At 69.0% G+C, this 17,973-nt stretch carries 7 protein-coding genes and 4 pseudogenes; 2 read left to right on the top strand and 9 right to left on the bottom strand.

Translation table 11 applies throughout. The annotated features are described in order from the left end of the window. Positions 1-118 precede the first annotated feature (118 nt). From AB0G35_RS34250 to AB0G35_RS34215, 8 genes and pseudogenes are all read right to left on the bottom strand, one after another. Positions 119-748 (bottom strand): hypothetical protein, encoded by a 630-nt coding sequence (locus AB0G35_RS34250; protein ID WP_360957769.1) that lies wholly within the window; start codon positions 746-748, stop codon positions 119-121. Positions 749-755: 7 nt separating this feature from the next. Further along, a pseudogene (locus AB0G35_RS34245) lies at positions 756-1,740 on the bottom strand (TniB family NTP-binding protein). An 83-nt stretch (positions 1,741-1,823) separates the two neighbouring features. Next, a pseudogene (locus AB0G35_RS34240) lies at positions 1,824-2,903 on the bottom strand (Mu transposase C-terminal domain-containing protein); the annotation flags it as partial. Positions 2,904-2,907: 4 nt separating this feature from the next. Further along, positions 2,908-3,180, bottom strand: a pseudogene (locus AB0G35_RS34235) (transposase); the annotation flags it as partial. A 48-nt stretch (positions 3,181-3,228) separates the two neighbouring features. Further along, the gene (locus tag AB0G35_RS34230; RefSeq protein WP_360957772.1) at positions 3,229-4,503 is read right to left on the bottom strand and encodes a TniQ family protein; all 1,275 of its coding nucleotides are present in this window, start codon (positions 4,501-4,503) and stop codon (positions 3,229-3,231) included. Positions 4,504-4,614: 111 nt separating this feature from the next. Beyond that, positions 4,615-5,169, bottom strand: a complete 555-nt coding sequence (locus AB0G35_RS34225) for an XRE family transcriptional regulator (RefSeq protein ID WP_360957767.1) — start codon at positions 5,167-5,169, stop codon at positions 4,615-4,617. A gap of 5 nt (positions 5,170-5,174) precedes the next feature. After that, positions 5,175-7,286 (bottom strand): helix-turn-helix domain-containing protein, encoded by a 2,112-nt coding sequence (locus AB0G35_RS34220; RefSeq protein ID WP_360957764.1) that lies wholly within the window; start codon positions 7,284-7,286, stop codon positions 5,175-5,177. 64 nt (positions 7,287-7,350) lie between these two features. Further along, positions 7,351-8,436 (bottom strand): annotated as a pseudogene (locus AB0G35_RS34215) (helicase associated domain-containing protein); the annotation flags it as partial. A gap of 530 nt (positions 8,437-8,966) precedes the next feature. Here AB0G35_RS34215 and AB0G35_RS34210 point away from each other — a divergent pair. Next, positions 8,967-13,931, top strand: coding sequence for a hypothetical protein (locus AB0G35_RS34210; RefSeq protein WP_360957761.1), 4,965 nt, complete (start codon positions 8,967-8,969; stop codon positions 13,929-13,931). Between the two features lie 282 nt (positions 13,932-14,213). Next, the gene (locus tag AB0G35_RS34205; RefSeq protein WP_360957758.1) at positions 14,214-15,581 is read left to right on the top strand and encodes a hypothetical protein; all 1,368 of its coding nucleotides are present in this window, start codon (positions 14,214-14,216) and stop codon (positions 15,579-15,581) included. Between the two features lie 284 nt (positions 15,582-15,865). Here AB0G35_RS34205 and AB0G35_RS34200 read toward each other — a convergent pair whose 3' ends face one another. After that, a complete protein-coding gene (locus AB0G35_RS34200; protein ID WP_360957755.1) occupies positions 15,866-17,953 on the bottom strand; it encodes a hypothetical protein in 2,088 nt (695 codons plus the stop codon). Positions 17,954-17,973 lie beyond the last annotated feature (20 nt).

The following is a 17,973-nucleotide window of genomic DNA, read 5'->3' as shown; positions in this document are numbered from 1 at the left end:
ACGACTCGATCTGCTCAACCGTCAGCGACTTCTCACACAGTCACACCAACGAGCCCCACCCCACACAGTCACACCACATGCGGTTGCAGTACTAAAGGATCGGTGTGAGTTGTGCTGGTCAGCAGCTTGGTGCCGGGTTGGGTCTGCCGGTCCAGTACAGGGCGGTGTCGATGTCGCGTGCGGTCCAGCCGTCGGCGTGTGCTCCGCCGTGGTGGAGGAGGTCGTCGAGGAGCTGGAGGTAGCGGCCGTAGCGTCCCGGTGTGGGGGTGAGAGGGAGGCCGAGGGTGTCGAGGGCGTATTGGACGCGGCGGTCGTAGACGGCCATCCGCTGTGGTGCTGCCGCGGTCAGGACGGCTGAGGCGAGGGCGTCGCCGGTGCGGAAGCCGGGCAGTTCGGCGATGATGCCGCGCCCGGTGCGGGCGGCTTCACTGCGGGTGAGGCTGGTGTCGCGGACGGCGGTGACGGCTCGCTCGGTGACGGCTCGTACGTGGGTGTCGGGCAGAGACATCAGTTCTGTCACCCAGCGGGTTTGTGCGGAGAGCCGTTTCCAGACGACGAGGGCTGCGATGTCCGTCTTGCCGAGGCTGCCGGTGTGCTCGGTGCGCTGCGCGACGTCGTGGAGGACCTCGTCGTAGTGGGGTGAGACGTCGGCCAGGTAGTCGGCGCGGGCGGGGATCAGGGTGTACCAGGCCCGGTCGTAGAGGGCTGCGAAGTCCTCGTCATTGGGCGTATCAGCACTCTTCTTCACGTCCGCATCATGCCGTTCTGGCCGGTTGGCGGGTTCGGGGGCGGCTTGCTTCTTCGGCGAGGTGGTCGAGCCGGATGGCTTCGAGAGATTTTTTGGTGATGCGTTCGGTGCCGTCGCAGATGGCGGTGATGGCTGCCTGGCGGATGAGGCGGGCGAGGCTTCCGATGCGGCCGGCAGTGCGCTGGTGGAGGTAGGTGGCGTGGCGGGGGGAGTGAGCCGGGTGTGTGCTGGGCCAGGTCGAGGGCGGTTTCCATGTCGGTGATGAGGTCGGTGAAGGGCCGGCGGATGCCGTGGCGGGCGGGGAGAGGGCCGCAGGTGATGAGGCTGGCGCGGCCGGCGAGTTGGGCGCCGCGTATGCCGCTGAACAGGGGTGTGGCGGCGACTTCGATGCCGCTGTAGACGAAGGTCGCTTTGATGCGTTCGGTGAGGTCTTTCAGCAGGTCGGCGGCTTCGGCGCCGGTGGTGGTGCGCGGGTTGAGGCGGTGGATCTCGTCGATGAGGACCAGGCGGACGCCGGCTTGGGTGTAGGTGTGGCAGACGGCGCTGGTGATCTGGGCCTGGGTCATGCGGTTGGTGACGGGGATGCCGAGGTAGCGGGCGAATTCGATGGCGAGGGTTTTCGCGGTAGCGCCGGGCGGCACCAGCAGGTACGCGACCGGCACCTGCTCGTGGGCGCGTCCGGGCGGGGCGGGGTGTTTGCGGGTGTGGGCGAGGTGGCAGGTGCGTCCGACTTCGAGGAGGGCGGTGGTCTTTCCGGCTGCGGCGGGGCCGGTGAAGATCAGTGAGGGCCGGGCGGTGTTCTGCTGGTGGCGGCCGAGGAGCATGAGGGTGCGGACCTGGGTGGCGAGGGTGTTGATGGCGGGGGTGCGGACGGTGACGAACGCGGAGTGGTAGGCGAGGCGTTCTTCCGTGCTTCGGGGTGCGTCGCCGGGCTGGGGCGGGGTGAGGGGTGGGGTGGTGGCGAAGTGCTGCCAGCCCTGCCAGGTGGTGATCGGCCACTCCGGCTCTGCCGCGTGCGTGCCGGGCAGCAGGGGCTCGGTGTCGGTGGTGGCGTGGTGGTTGCGTGCGGGGCTGGTCACCAGTTGAGGGCTTCCTGAGCGGGGTCGTAGAGGCCGAGTCCGGTGTACGGGACGGGCGCGTCGCCGTTGTCGACGGTTTCCTCCTCGCCGTCAGCCTGCTCTGGGTCGTCAGGCAGGTCGTCGAGGTCGTCGAGACTGTCGTCGTCCCATCCGTCGGCCTGAGGGCCCGGGGTGTGGGGCGTGCGGTGATCGGCCGTCGGCGGGGGCGTTTTCAGCGGTGCGGTGCGGGTGATCAGGCGTTGCTCGCCTGCGGTGGCGGTGCTGGTCTGGGCGCGGCGCATGAGCTGGTCGAGGGCGTCGGCGAGGTCGGCTTCGTGGGTGTCGCGGTCGCCGTGGCGGGTGGTGATGGTTTTGATGTGCTGCCAGGTGGCGCTGTTGAACGGCTCGTGGATGTGGTCGCGGTGGATCCACGGGATCTCTGACAGGTGTCCGTCGGGCAGGCGGATCCAGACCTGGCGGGCGTCGTGGGGGTTGGTGTGGACTTCCCATTTGCCGCCGCGCGCGGTGACGGGGGAGGGCTGGCCGCGGTAGGGGGCGAGGACGTCCGCGTCGTAGGTGCGGTGGTCGATGCGGATGCCGCGTTCGGTGATGGCCTGCCAGCGCACTGGTAGCAGTTCGAGGTAGTCGCTGCCGCTGAGGGGGAGGGGCACGTGGCCGGCGACGGCGATGAGGGCGGCCCACATCTGGTTCGGGGTGAGGGCCTTCTTGGGCAGGGTGGGGTGGCGCAGGCCTTCGTGGGGGCGGTGGTGGTAGTGGATCAGCCATTCGTCGAGCAGGTCCTGCAGCTGGGCGACGCTGAAGCAGGCCTCGGTTTCGGCGTCGGGTCCGCGGCGGGTGACGTCGGAGCCGGTGTAGCCGGGCAGGTGCTGGCACAGCAGGGCGTTGATGGTGCCGAAGGTGCGCTCGACGATGCCTTTGGCGGCGGGGGCGTGGGGCGGGGTGGGCTGGACGCTGATGCCGAGACTCTCGCAGGCGGCGCTGAACGCCGTGGACAGGTAGATCTTGCCCCGGTCGACGACGATCGTCTCGGGCACCACGACCGGCCGGGCGGCTGCGCCCTGAAGGCGTTCGTCCAGACCTCGCGTCCAGCAGCTGCCGGTGACAGTAGCCCTCGGGCCGTCCGCCCCGCCCCTGAAGCCAGGCCGGCACCGGCAGCAACGGCCGGATGGCCGCCCACTCCGCGTCCGTCATGTCCGACGGATACCGGCGAACCCGGTCCGGATGATCGGCCGCGTTGCCGTACACGTGCGCGAGGCAATCACACGATGGAGCAGCCGAGTTGAAGCCAACAGGACCGGGCGCGTACAACAACGACAACAGGGCCTCCGGGAACCGCTCGGAATGGGGTCGCACCCCCGAGCTACCAGGAGGCCCTGCCTTCATGCGCGTACCGCCGGAAGATCACCCGACCAGGAACTCCGTTCGATCCACACGTTCCAAGATCGGTTGAGATACGGCTTCTTCGGGCAGGGCCAAGGCGTGGGCCTGCTGGTTGTGCACCCATTTCCCCAAGGAGAAGGGCCCGACTCGCGTGCCGCGGCGGGTGGCGAGGTGGCCGTGCCGGGCGGCGTAGGTGCGCGCGTGGGCCAGGCCGGCGGCGAAGGCCCCGTCGGCGTGCACGCTGTGGCCCCGCAGCCGCTTCTGAGCCGGCAGACCCTCTGTGCCTGCAGTCTGCCGACGCTGGTAGCCCGCGAGAACGTCGGCGAGAGGCCGGGGCCGGAGCGCCAAGGGGACCTGCCACAACCGCTGCTCGGCGTCTCCACTGCCGCCCTTGGTACGGATGCACAGGTACGTCCAGGCAAACAGCGGTCCGTGGGTGCAGGCGGCCAGACGCTCGGTGAGCCACGGACGCCGCAAGCGATGACCCAGCTCGCTGGGCACGCAGGGCACATCAGCCACCCGGTAAGGGAGGTGACCACCACCGTCAGCAGCGACACGGAGCCGCCAGGCCCGGCTGGCCAGAAGCGTGGCGAGGGCGACGGTCTCGGGGTAGGTGACCAGATCCCGCGCCAGGATCCGCCACCGCAGCGGATCCTCGCCCGCGGGCATGGCCGCCTCCAGCCGCATCGCCCACAGGCGCTCCTCGGGCCACTTCTGCGCCCACCACGAGGCGGTGACCGCCTCAGCAACCTCGAACGCCGAAGCAGCGACGGGGGAGCGGCGCAGCAGCCTGCGGTGATCGGCCTGCGCCTGGACCACCTCCGGGCACCCGGCCAGCCCCACAACACGGCCCCCGCTGCCGGGCACGCTCATCAGCCAGCACCGGTGGCGAGGGCAGACTCGCTGGTGCGCCGCCAGGTACACGCGGGCTGGTGCAACGCGACCGGTCCGCGCAGCCACACAGCCCGGGCACGCCGGACCCCAGGCAGCAACCGTCTCCACCCCGTTGTGGAGCCACGCCGCCGGCCTCTCCGTCGAGGGGCCCAGCGGCTCCTCCCGCGTCCAGGCCGGCAGCGCACGGCGTATGTCCACCTGCGGCACACGGCACAGCGCCGCGACCCGGTCCCGGGCCGCGGCGTTCAAGAACACCTCGCTGTCGCCCTGCAGAGCCCCGACGACGCTCTGCTGGCCGGCCACTTCGGTGACCGACGACAGCAGACTCCGCACCGTCAGCCCGTACCTGTCCGCGATCCGCCCCAGGAACGACAGCGTCATCTCACCCTGTAGGGGAGCCACCCGAAAGGCACCCGAGGCCAGCAACCGCTTCCCCACCCATCCCGTCGCGTGTGACAGCTATCGTGCTTCGGCTCACCCGAGCAGGTGCTGGGCCTGCGAGCCGGGGCCAGGTCAGTAGTCGAGGTCGAGGTAGTCGATGTCGTTGAGGGTGACGTCGGAGAGTCCCATGGCGCGGTTTCCGCCGTCCTGGAAGTAGATGTCCTTGAAGCCTTCGGCGATGATCTGGCGCATCTGCTGGTCGCTGGCTCCGGCGTCGCGGGCGTCGAACAGGCGTTGCGCGTAGTGCGCGGGGAGGTGGACGGTGAGCCGGCGGAAGCGTCCGTCGTCTGTCGTGCCGATCGGCGCGGTGTAGCCGAACCGGGCGCGGGTCTCGACCGTGATCCCGGTCGTGGCGGCCTGCTTGCGCCGGCGTTTGCGGACCTGGGGCTGCCAGCGCCGCCGCACGGCATCGTCGATCCTCGCGGCGATGTCCTTCGGCGGGTGCTTGCGCTCGCCCTTGCGGTATCGCTCCACCGACCGCTGGCTGACCCCGATCTCCGCCGCGACGGCTTTGGTCGTCTTGAGCTGCTTCATCAGGAAGTTGATGCGGGCCTGGAGGGTCTTGGGCGGCTGGCGGGTGAAGGCTTCCTGGTCGGCGCGTTCGATGGCGTCGTCGATCTCTCCCACAGCGCCTACTCGCCTTCGTCGAGGACGGCGTCGCCGCCCTTGATGTGGCGGGCGGGGTTGAGGCCCTGTTCCATGAGGTCGACCGCCCACAGCATGGACTGGACGCCCTCGAGTTTGGCCAGGCCCGGGGTGAGCCCGAGGCGGAAGCCGCCCGGCTGCGGCTTGCCGGACGTCGCGTAAGGGAGGAAGTCCAGCGGGCTCTCCCCCGGTGAGGGGTAGACGACGCAGTCGGACAGCACGGCGAGCGGGTACAGGCCCGTCATCGTGGCCATGTTGCGCATCTTGCGGTGCATGTTGACCCGGGCCTTGGCGATGACGGCGGCACGGATGTCCGGACGCCAGGTGGGGCGCTGGAGGGCGGGCCAGCGTTCGCCCTCCTTGTATTTCTTGCCCTGGGGGCGTTCGCGGAGTTTGCCGATGCCGCCCTTGACGGTGGCCTTGATCGCGGCCAGCACCGCCGCCATGACCGGGTCGACCTCTTTGTGCCGCTCCATCGCTGCGAGGAACTCCGCGTCCGTGAGCTCCTTGGTGACGCCGAGGTCGGCGAGGGTGTCGACGTAGGCGGTCTTGAGGCGGTCGTGCCACGGGTCCAGGTACGCGCCGGTCTCGCGGCGCAGGTACGCCTCCATGGGCTGGACGTTGTAGCCGAGTTCCTGGGCGTAGGCGACGGTGTGTGTCTGGTACCAGGCCGGGCCCGTCGGGCGGGTGCCGTCCGGCGTGAACGGTGAGGGCAGGCGCGGGTCCAGCTCGATGTGGCTCAGGTCGACCAGCCAGCTCCCGGGGATCTTCGGGTTGAAGGCCGGGGCGTGGAAGTGGTCGGGGGCGGACAGGCCGACGACCAGGCGGGCCGCGGCGGCGAGGAAGGCGGTGTTGAGGTCCAGGCCGACTGCGTACGGCAGCGTGCACTCCTCATCCGTCAGCAGGCTGACATCGCGCACCCACTGGTACGCCTCCTCGTTGAGGAACCCGCCGCTCCAGCCGGATTCCACGACCACGGGGTGCTCAGCGGTTGCCTCCGGCGGCGCGGGGTCCATCGGCTCCGTCCCGAGGCTGCCGGGGTTGTGGCCGGGCACCCAGTTCCCGGTCGCTTCGTCGCGCACCGCGCGGGTGCGAGGGCGCAGCGCCGTCATCAGCTCCAGTCCGGACACGGCCGTCGACCCGCGCGGGGTGATGACCCGGGTGGCGTACACCCCGAGGACGCGGGCGATGTCGGGCGGCTCCATCTCCGTAACGCCGGGCCACGACCGGGGGTCGAGCGCGTCCCAGGACAGGAGCGCCAGCTGCACGCACTGCCGTTCGCGGCCCTGGGCCTTGCGGTAGATCCTTGCCCAGGGGCCGAACCCGCGCTGGGTGAGACGCCACTTGGCTTTCACCACTTGCTTGACCACCGGATGGTCCTCCGGCAGTCGCAGAGAGCGGCGCTGTTCGTGGCCTTCCAGGCGCTCCGGCAGCCCGAGCTTCACGGCGGCCGCGGCAGTGAGCACGATCAGCGGGTCGGAGTCCTTGCCGTAGCGGTTCAGCTTCGGCGCACCGAGGCCGGACTCACCCAGCGTCCACTCCACCAGCTCCACCACCGTGGTCGCGGGGCAGTCGAGCACGATCCCGTCCACGCCGTACGCGCAGCCGTCACCGTCCAGGACCGCGAGCGGCCCGTGCGGGAAGCGCGGATCGGCTGCGGGCTGTACCGCCTTCTTCGGGGCCGGACGCCGCGACGCCGCAGCGGGCCGGGGGGTGTCGGGCCGCGCCGGCGCCACGGCTGCAACGGCGGGAGCCTGCGGTGCATCTGACCTCTCAACCGCAGGTGCGGCCGGTTCACCAGATACCGTGGGCGCAGTCCCGGCAACCGAGGCTGCCGGGACTGCGCCGGGAACGGGGTACTTCGCCGACCACCCCTTCAGCAGCCGCTGGTAGGCCTCCAGGCGCGGCGACTTCGGCTCGCTGCGGCCGTTCTCCCAGTTCTTCACTGACTGGGTCGTGGTCTTCAACGCGGTGGCCAGGCGGGCCTGGGTGATGCCGGCGGCCTCACGCAGCCGGGCACGCTCCGCCGGAGGCGGCAGATGCGGCTCCTCGTTCAACAGAGCGTCGACGGACGCGAACAGTTCTTCTTCGGATGCCATTCCCTGCACCTTCACGTCAGGAACCGATTCCCGCTTAACCGCAAACTTACCCCACTCTTTAACCCTACTGTGCCCATTCCAGCCCCAGTGCGGCGAGTGCAGAGAGCTTGTCGGTGGTGAGCTTCGCGCGGCGGCTCTTCTGGTTCATGATCCACACTCCAAGCCGGACCTCGGCCCCGTCCTCCAGCAGCTCCACATGGGTCCTGGGGACCTTCACAGAGCCTGTGCGGGCTCTGTACTGAGCGAGGGCCGCCACGCCCCGCTCGAACGCCCTGGAAGCCCTTGTGGGCTCCTCCGGCGCCGGGGCGAGCGGTGTGATGCCGAGCTGCTCCAGGCGCTCGCGCTGTCCGTCGGTCAGGGCCTGCCAGACCTTCGGTGTCCGCTGCCGGGCCAGCCACTTGCCGATGTCCATGCCGTGGACCGTGACGCCAGGCAGGACTTCCGCCTGGCCCTCTTCCTCGGCCACCAGCTCGCGCAGTGCGGCGTAGTGCCGCTGCCAGTCGGCCGGCCACGGCGGGTTCCAGTCCTCGTCGACCTCCTTGAGCGCTGTCGCCCACTCGGAGTGGCTGTCCAGCGCACCCGCGCGGCGCAAATTGCTCAACCACTGTCCTACCGGTCTGGACAGGGCCACTGCGGACCTCGGAGCACAGAGAGTCCAGTACTGGTCGTAGTACGCCTTCGCGGCCTCCAGGTTCTCCTGGAACCGCTCATCGGCCAGGGACCAGACCATGCCCAGCTTCTCCAGCCGCGCCGCGCGCAGGCCGCTCATCTGCCCCGCGCCGTAGGCCCGTCGCTGTTCCGCCACCCATGACCCAAGAGGGTATGCGCCCTCTTTATGACCATATGGGACTCTGGCATGCTGCTCACGCTCCGTGAACTTCTTCAGCGCCGCCCAGCCCCTCGCCCAGTCCTGCTTCTCCGTGTCGATCACATTGAAGCTGACCCAGTCCGCGACCATCACCGGGTCACGCGGAACCGCGAAACGGAGCAACAGACGAGACTCATCCTCACCTTCCTCGGGCGCAGAGCCGATACTCACGGACGGCTGCGCCACGTCCTTCTGCGGCTCCTGCGGAATCGCTAGCAATTCCACGGCCTCTTCATCATGAGCCCGAAGACCTTCAAGCACCTTCACCAAAGGCCGATACGATGTGAGGTTCGGGGAAGCGCTCACTGAGATATCCGGCTTCGTATGTCACTGATCAGAAGCCGTTTATGCACTGATCGGTTGCTGGTTAGCTAGCTGATCATGATGTCAGTGATCCGAATCCTGCAGTGACATGAAGCCGGATCAGCCGGTGTCAGCTTCACCGAACCTCCTTCTGCAGAGCCGTGCAACGGCCCGTACTTGGGGACAATCCGACGGAGGGCTGCGTGGTAGGCGGTGTAGGTGTGATCTGGTCGGCCAGGTATGTACTTGGTGCGTAGCCCCGGTGAGTCGGAGGCGGCCTTTGCTGTTGAGCCGGTATTCGGGGGATGCCGGGCGGAGCAACCGCACCACCCGACAGCAACGCGTGCAACGGAGCGTCATGGGTCATGGGCTCGCCCCGGCTGCAACTGATACGACAACAACCCATCCGCACCCGGGGGGTGCCTCATGGCCGCCAACATGCGGCCCTCATATCGTGTAGAGCAGTTGGAAGCGGCCCCTCGCCTGTCCACCGATCGTAAAATGGGCAGGTGACGATCGGCTCTGCCTCTCCTTACTCAACCGGTGGTGGCGGTGTCCGGCTGGAGCACCGCTACGCGGCGATGCTGCTTGCTGCCGTCCTGACCGAGGATCCGGTTAGTGAGCTCGGTGATGACATCGTTCCCCGCCTCGTGCGGTTGCAGGCAAGTGACGTCAGCCCGATTGACGATGTAGTCGTGGAGGGCCGCACGGCCGATGGCCGGGGGCGTCGGGTCTCGATCGGAGTGCGCAGGGATCCTGCACTTACCACGAGTGATGCGGCGTCGGTGCCGTTGGTGCGGTCCTTCCTTCGGATCGTGACCGAGCACTGGGAGGAGGCTGCGGCCGGGCGTTGGAGGGTCGCGCTGGCGGTCGGCGTGGCGAGTACTGCCGTGCGCGAGACGGACGCGTTGGCACGGATCGCGCAGGCCGTTTCCTCCTCGCAGGAGTTCCGTGCAGCCGTTGCGCGGCCGGCGGCAACCAACGGCAGTGTGCGGCGACGGTTGACGCATCTCGATGCCCTGGTGGCCGCGGCCGCCAATGGTGAGGCCGCGCTTTCGCAGGTCGGCACCAGGGAGCTGACGTGGCGTTGGCTGTCTGCTTTGCGGGTGCGGCAGCTACGGCTGGAAGGTGTGGATGAGACCGACCGCACCACAACGGTCTCGGCACTGCGGCGGGCGGTAGCGGACGGCGCCACCGAGACCGCGGACAAGGTGTTCGCGGCTCTTGCCGAGCTGACCGGCGGCTGGGCTTCGTCCGCCGCGTGCGTTGATCAGGCGCTGGTGCGCCGCGCGCTGAGCGGATATCCGTTGAACCGGTCGGCGTCTTACGAGCAAGCATGGTCGCTGCTGGACGGACTGGCCCGCCGTCTGCGCGAGGGGATCCGGGCCGACCTGTGCGCCGGTGACGTGCGCCTTGAGCTGGAGCGTGCCGAGGAACGAACGCGTCTCGCCGGTGCCATGACGCACGCAGGCCGAACCGGGACTGCCCTGGTGGTGACAGGGGAACCCGATGTCGGCAAGTCCGCGCTCACCCTCCGCACCGCCGAACAGCTCGCCGACGAGGGCGTGGCGGTGGCCTCGCTCAGCCTGCGCGACCTGCCCTCCTCGGGGACGCAGGTCGAGCACCTCTTGGGACGGCCGATGGCGGATGTGCTGGCGGCAGGGGAGACCCGCCCGGTACGGCTGCTTGTCGTCGACGGCGCGGAGGCCGTTCTCGAAGGCCGCCGTGACCTGCTGCGTGAGCTTACTGCGGCCGCCTTCCAGGCCGGGCTCGGCGTGGTTGCCGTCAGCCGCACCGATGGGGCGAAGCGGGTCCAGGAGGTGCTGCAGACCGCCACTTCACTGGCAGGCTGCACCGGTGTACCGGCCGAAAATGTCGTGGCCCGGCTCACCCAGGCCGAGCGCCACCGGCTCGTTGAAACCTTTCGGTCCCTCATCCGGCTCAGCGCTGACACGCGAGCCGAGTGGCTGGTGGGCCGTCCCGGCCTGGTGGACGTCCTGCTACGAGCCGGCACCGTGACCGAGGCGAGTGACCTGCTGTCCGAGGCTGACGTGTTTGCCGCGGTCTGGAACGGACTCGTCCGCAACAATGAGGAACACCCGGCTGACAGCGCCTCGCCGGACGACCGCGAACAGGCCGTCCTGGCGGCGGCCCGCCGCGTACTCGGCACACCCGAGGGCACGGCGCCGGGCGGTGGAGTGTGGGCGCAACTGCGCTCCGACGGAATCCTGCGGGCACCGGCCAACCCCGCACTGGCCGCAGGCGACGAATTCGCCACCGACCTGATCCGCGACTTTGCGCTGTGCCGACTGTTCCTCACGGCCGGCTGGCAGCCTCTGTACACCGCCGGAGCACCACGATGGACCGTCCGCGCTGTCCGGCTCGCCTGCCAGGCCAAACTCCTCGTCGGAGATCGGGCAGCCGCCTGGCGTGCGCTGCGCCATGAGTTCGACCAGCTCAGCCAGGCTGAGGGGGAGCGGTGGGCCGAAGTCCCCATCGAAGCGCTGCTGACCCTTGGCGACGCGCAGACGGTCATCGAGCACGTGTGGGACGAACTCGCCGCCGACGACTACCGCGGCCTGCAGACCCTTTTGCGCCTAGCGCACCTTCGCTACGTCACGGGAACCTTCGGAGATCCCTTCGCACTCGCACCGGTTGTCGCGGTCACCTACTGCAGCGACCGCGACCTCGGACAGCACAACCGCTACACCCAGCGCGGCATGGGCGAGACCATCCGCAAACTCGTCCTGGCGTGGCTGCGCGGCATGGCCCGCGACCACCACGGGCCCGATCCGCTGCGCCAGGAGGTACGTGATCGCATCCTTGCCGCAGAGCCGCCGCGCTACGACGAGTTCGCGGTCGAAGCACTGGCCACGCTCGGCCCCGACACCGACAACCCCACCGAACAGTGGCTGCGGGACACGGCAACCAACGACCCCTACCGGCTGCAGTCGGTCATCGAGTCGCCTGGAGCTGTCATCAGCCTGGCCGAAACCCACCCGCGGCTGCTCCTCGACCTCACTGAGGCGTACTACATCGAACACCCCGACCCGGACGACATGCCCGGTGGCCTGCGCGACAACGGCATCCGCGACCTCCGGCACGGGTTCGGCTTCGGCCCTCCGTTTGCCGCCTGGTACTACGGCCCGTTCTTCCAGCTGCTGAACAAGCTGCCCGCCGACACCCTCGACATGATCAACCGGATGCTCGACCACGCCGCAGCCATTCGCGTGCAACCCGCGCGGTACCGGCCTCTCGGCGCCGCCCCCAGAGGCCCTGGTGCCGCCCCGGACGGCATCGACTTCGACATCTCCGGCATCGGCACGCGGCACTACGTCGGAGACGAACATGTATGGGGCTGGTACCGCGGCTCCACCGTTGGCCCATACCCGTGCATGAGCGCGCTCCTCGCCGTGGAACGGTTCGCTGACCACCTCCTCAACCAACTGGATATTCCTTCCAAGGCAGTCGTGCAACTACTGCTGCGGGCCTGCAACAACCTGGCCATGCCGGGGCTCGTCGTCGGCCTGCTCATCCGCCACCGTGACGCTGCCTCGGACCTGCTCGACCCGTGGCTTGCCTCCCCGGACGTGTGGGCGCTGGAGTTCACCCGCGTCACCGCGGAAGGCCACCTCCACGTACAAGGGGCCGACCCCGACGACGTGGTCGGCCGAGACCGGCGCCGCCTCAGCCCGCGGGATGTCGCCGCGGAGATGACCCTCCGCGCCATGCTCGCGGGCGACCAGGCACGCCTCGACGCACTCGCCGCCATCGCAGACCAACTCCTCGCCCACGCACAGGCGGCGGTCGCGGACGATGACGGCGACCAGCTCATCGTCGTCCAGGGATGGGCGTCAGTCTTCCGGCCTGAGAACTACCCCGCCCGCCGCGCCCCGAACGGCTCGGTCGTGGTGCAGTACGAGCCGCCTGTCCCGGTGGCCGAAGCACTCGCCCCCTCGGCAGCCGACTTCCAGGCAGGAAACGAAGCACTACGCCTGGAGCTGACCTACACCGACCACGACCGCCACCCCGACGGATGGCCGGCAGACACCCTCCTGGCCGATATCGCGCTCGCCCGGCAGTTCGCCGCTAATCCGCCCGCCAGCGGGCCCCTGCACCCCCAAGACCCCCTAGCAGCCGTCGCAGCCGCCGCCATCGTCAGTCACGCCCGCGCACACCTTGCCGTCCCGGATGACGCCCTTCGCTGGGCAGCCGACACCGTCCTGGCCGCTGCCATTACCCCGCGCCTCGACGTCATGAGCGACGAAGGGACGACGTACCCGATGGCAGCCGACCGCGCGGCCACCAAAGCCGTCCCCTCCCTGTTGCTTGCACCGTTTGACCAATTCGGCCTCGACACGGCCCGCATCCAGGAGGCCCTCACCGTGCTGGCCACCAGCCTGTTCGACGAGGTCCGCACCGCCCTCGTCGCCGGCTGCGCTCCCGTCTGGAACGTCCCCTGCCCAGACACCGACGACACCGGCTGCGGCCGGCACGAGCCCTTGTGGGCCGCAGTCCAAGCGGGACTCGGCGACTGCCGCCTCGGCCCGTGGAACCAACAAGCCCAGCGCCGCCAGCCGCAGTTCCTATCACCCCCCTACACCGACACCCTGCGAGCCGTCCCCGTCGACGAACTGCTGGTAAACCGGCTCGCCATGCCCATCGCCTGCGCCGCCGCGGCGCGCAGCACCGCCTGCCTGACGTCCCGGGCAGCCGCACTGCTGCCCGTCTTGCTGGAGGCACACCGCATCGGCGTCGACCACTGGATGGCCCAGGGCTACAGCGGATATGACCAAACCCCGCGCGAACTCGTGGCTCGCGTCCTCATCGACCTCACCGCTCAAGGCGAAACGGAACCGCTCACCGCGCATCTGCAGACCTTCGCCACCAATGCCAACGCCCTGCACCACCTGCTGCAGGACTTCGCCCTGCTGTTCACCTACGATCCGCAGCTGCGCGCCGTGCTACCAATCGTGTGGCCGCATGCACTGAAAGTCACGCTCGACGCCCTGGACGCAGGCGCTGACCTGTACGCGAACGGCCACTGGGCCGACTATGCCCTGGGCGCTCTCCTGCCGGCACCACAGCTCCGCCCCGCCGACACGAACCCTGACGACACCCTCGAGCGTGCCCGCCGCGACTGGCTCACTCCCAACGCCCTGAGCGGGCTGGCCGAACGGTGGATCGCCGTTGCCGACGGTGAGCCCAAAGCAGCCGACGCACTGGCTCAGTATGCCCGCACCGCTCCCTATACCTGGCAGTGCACTACAGGGCTCACATGGCTCGAACGCATCATCAATGGCCGCTACGACGCCTTCGCCAACCGCTGCTGGTTCGTCACCCACTGGCTGACTGAGATACGCGAGACAGCAACACCCTCTGCCCCCACGCTGAGCCACTGGCGCCGCATCGTCGATGGTCTCTCCGCGGCCGGCGACAGCCGGGCCGTCGAGCTTCAGCGGATCGACGAATAGCGCGTTGGCCGGCGTGTTTCCCACCCAGTCAACGAGCCGTTGGTCAGGCTGGAGCCTGACCCTGCTTTGGGCGGCCGCAGTCACCAGGTCGGATTACGGCGTGTACTGAAGGCGATAGGCCGGGAGCAAGGACAAGCGGCAGTCGCCCGTGCTTGACCGTCAGCCCTCCGGTTGATGAACGACATGCGGTCCGGCGCTTGGCGGGCGGAACGCGCAGCCTCGAGTATGCGAGCATCTCGCTGCGGACCGGGTTGTCAGTGGCAGCAGTTAGCCTTCACGGTCATGAGTACTGTGCGCCGTCCGGCATCTGAACTCCCCAGTGACCCGGCCCACTTGCGGTTGATCTACACCCATGGACACCCTGCCGTCCCCTACGAGGACGAGGACACGCTCGAGCACTGGCATGTCTCCATTCGTGCCTTCCATGATGAGGAGGAGGAATGCGAAGGCGGTTGCACGGAAGCCTGTGACCGGCTCGTCAAGGACGGCAGTGAGGTGGGCTATGTGGGGCTGTGGCGGCTGCGCGACTATACCGGGGTGGACCGCTGGATGGTCGCGGACGCCGAGTCGGGTGACCTGGAGAGCATCGCCGCTGCCGTCCTCGACAACGGCGAGTACTCGGCAGCCTTCGAGGAGGCCATCGAGTGCCCAGTGGGGGATCTGCTCATCCTGGACCGGGTGTTCTTGGCCAAGCCCTGGCGCGGATTCGGCCTGGGCCCGGTGTTCGCGGCAGAAGCCATCCGCCGGCTGTCTGGCGGATGCTGCGCGGTGGCTGCCGAACCCGGCATGGCCGAATGGCCCGATAACAGGGAAGAGGTGACCGCCGCCTACCGCGCCGCGGCGAAAGAGAAGATCGCGGTCCTATGGGAGTCGATCGGCTTTCACGCCTTCCAGCGTGGCGTGCAGCTGCTGGACACCAGCCTGCAAGAACCCGTCGACCTGCACCGGCAGCGCAGAAACGACCTCGAAGAGCTCGCCGCCGCCTACCAGGCCCACCTCAGCGGCCGGTCCGCCACGCCCACTACCAAGCCCCAGCTGGCCCCAGCCGCGCCCCTCCCGGCCCCGTCCCCTGCGCTGGCCGACGCCCACCACCAGCCTGCTTCAGGGCCGATGGTGGCGGTAGCGGAGGGCGGTGACGGGCTGGCGGCCGCTACGAGTCTGTCCGACCTTCAGCAGGACTGCGCGACATCCGGCTGGAGCCGCAGTGATCGCGCGATCGCCCTGCAGGCGGCTGAGCAGTCCACCAGCGACACCGACCTTCGCGATCTTGCCGCGGAGGTCGAGGGCGCCCACTTCGGCCTGCGCGATGCCTGGGCCGCCGCGCTCACCTTCCCCGGCCGCTGCTTCAATCTGCACCCCTTCCGTCAGGACCCCGCCAGGCTGGGGCCGCTGGCCGACGTGTGGGTGTACGGCTCCAATCTCAACGGCCGCTACCAGGGCCGCTCCCATGCTGTGGGCGGAGACTGCCAGCATTCCCGCCCCCTTACCCCGCGCACGGAACGGATGGCACTGGCCCAACTCATCGAACTTGGCAGCTTCTGGGAGTGGAACGGCCCCGCCTGCGCCTTCTGCCACGGTTGGTCGGGGCAGCGTCTGACGCCTGCCCAACACGCGCACTACCTGAGCGTGGCCGACGGCTATCGTCGCTGACCCGCATGGCACCACGCGTCAGACTGGGGCCGACACACCGTGTGTGGGCCCCAGCCGCGGACGGTCTGCTGTGGTGCGCACCCGCCCCACGGGGGTCCCCGTCGGCATGCGCGCACGGCTTGGCGTCACACTCGCCGCCGGTTCCTCTCGATGAGAGGGGACGCGGGGATGGAGATCACTCGTCGGTAGGCGGCTCATCGAAGGGCGCGCGCGGCTGTGCCTGGGCCCGCGGGCCACCGGCGGAAGCTCATGAACGGCAGAGAGGCTGTACGGGGTGCTTGGGGTCAGCGGGAGTAGTCGGCCGGAGTGACGCGGTTGCCAGTGACGAGGCCGACGACGATGGCGCGGTCGATGGTGGCGCCGGTAGGGCGGTGGGCGGTGGTCCAGGTCAGCTCGTTCAGGCGCAGGGTTCCGGTGGTCTTGCCGGTGAGGTCGAGTACGAGGAGCTGTCCGAACGGGGCGTTGGTGTTGGTGTATTCCGCGGCTTGCTTCAGGTAGTGGCCCTCCAGATAGGAGGGGGTGTTGTCGGTGGCGTCCTTCTTGATCTCGGTCAGGTAGCGCAGGGAGCCGAAGTGGACCATGACGTCGGCGCGGCCCATGCCGACGTCGACGGTCTCGACCTGGACAATGCTGTGCAGCTGGCCTGACTGGAGCCAGTGGTGGAAGTCCCGCTGCAGGTCGCTTTCCAGGGGTTCGCGTTGCCCTGGCCCGCGCTTGCGCCGGTAGTCGTAGGGCGGAACCGTCTTCCCGTCTGGGCCCTTGGCGCCGGGGCCGAGCAGGTTGGTGCGAGTGAGGTCGATGCGGCTCTTGAGGAACCGCAGGGTCTGGTCAACCAGCGCGGTGAAGGTGTGTCGCACCTGACCGGTGAAGTGGGGGTGTGTGGACAACTGCGCCAGGATCTCGTCCAGGAGGGGGACGATGACCGGGTCGGTGGCCTGCAGCCGTGCTGCGTCTTGGGTGTAGGCGAGAGCCTCGACCTCCGCGAGTGCGGAGTCATCCAGGTGAACGGCGATGTCGGCGGCTTTCTGCGGCCCCAGGGCCAAGGTGAGGAATGGGGCGAGGCGGAGCAGACGCGTCGTGGCCCCTCCAGGGTCCTCGCTCTCCTCACCGCTCTCAGAGGAACTGCTTGCGCCGGAGGACGTCGTGGCGGTGCGGGCGTCGATACGCGCGAGTACCGCGGCCGCCGTCGCCGAGTCCAGCCCTCGTGCGGGTTGCTGCTCAGGGTGGGTAGCCGCGTGCCGCAGCGCGGCGAGGAAGCTGTTCTGGCGTAGGAAGCCGTCTTCTATGGCCGGTTCGATCAGCGAGGCTAGGCCAGTCAGGTCCTTGTCGCCTTGGCCGACAGGCCGCACGGTGCGGGCGGTCCGGTAGACACCGAGCACGCAGTCCAGCGCCTGCCAGCAGTCCATCCACACCGGCTCATCCAACAGGGCGCTTGCGGCGCGTAGTTGGAGTAGCAGGTGGCTCCATGCGGCCTCAGCGGCACGACGTGGTTGCAGCCACGGCGGCTGGTGGGTGCCGTGCAGCCACGCCGACTGCTGCTCGAGTGCCCGTTCCAGGGCGTCGGTCGCGTCGTCGACTTGGGCGGTGTTGCCGGCGGCGAACCCGAGCAGCGCGTCACATACCGCGGTGTAGGCATCAGCGTCCTGGCGGGCTTCCACCGCGGCTGCGGTGGTCGCGAACAGGCGTCGGGCCTGGGCGAGATGACAGGTGACCTGGTTGAGATCACTGCTGGACAAGGCGCTGCGCAGACGGTCGCAGCCCAGTTCGAACCAGGCATCAGCGTCGGCTGCTTCTTCCTGAGACAGTTGCTGCAGCAGATCGCGGATCGTCGCAGCGACGGTCTCCTCACCCGACCAGCAGTCCAGGACGACACCGAGCAGTCTCGGCATGCGTTCGAGGAAGTCGTCCGGGCCGTCCAGGGGAAGTTCGTCCAGTGCTTCCCACACCCGGTAGGGGGAGACTGCTTGCGCAGCGGCCAGCCGCACGGCGCCCTCCAGACGGGCGGCCGCCACCAGCGGGGTTGTGTGCACCACTGCAGCAAGGTCGTTCAGCAGCGCGCTGTTCAACTGCTTCGCCCAAGCGCCAGCCGCGGTCGGGCTGCCGAGGAGTGTCTGCAGCACGCCGGTCAGGTGCAAGAAGCTGCCTTGACCGGCGAGGCCTTGAGGGAACGCTGCTGCTGCGGTGGTCCACTGGGTGTCGCAGCGTTCGAAGGCATCCACGATCGCCTCCGCGAGCAGCGGTGCCATCGGTCCGGCGGCAGCCACCCTGGTCTGGTCCGCGACGGCCTCGCAAGACAGGGCGAGGGAGGGGAAGGTGATCGGCGTGCCCTGGGCGGCCAGCGAGCCCAGACGGTCCATCAAGGTTTCGGTCACAACTCCTCTCCTTCCCCACC

Source organism: Streptomyces sp. NPDC021749 (assembly GCF_040640655.1).
Lineage (GTDB): Bacteria > Actinomycetota > Actinomycetes > Streptomycetales > Streptomycetaceae > Streptomyces.
This window is presented reverse-complemented; position numbering and strand designations above follow the sequence as displayed.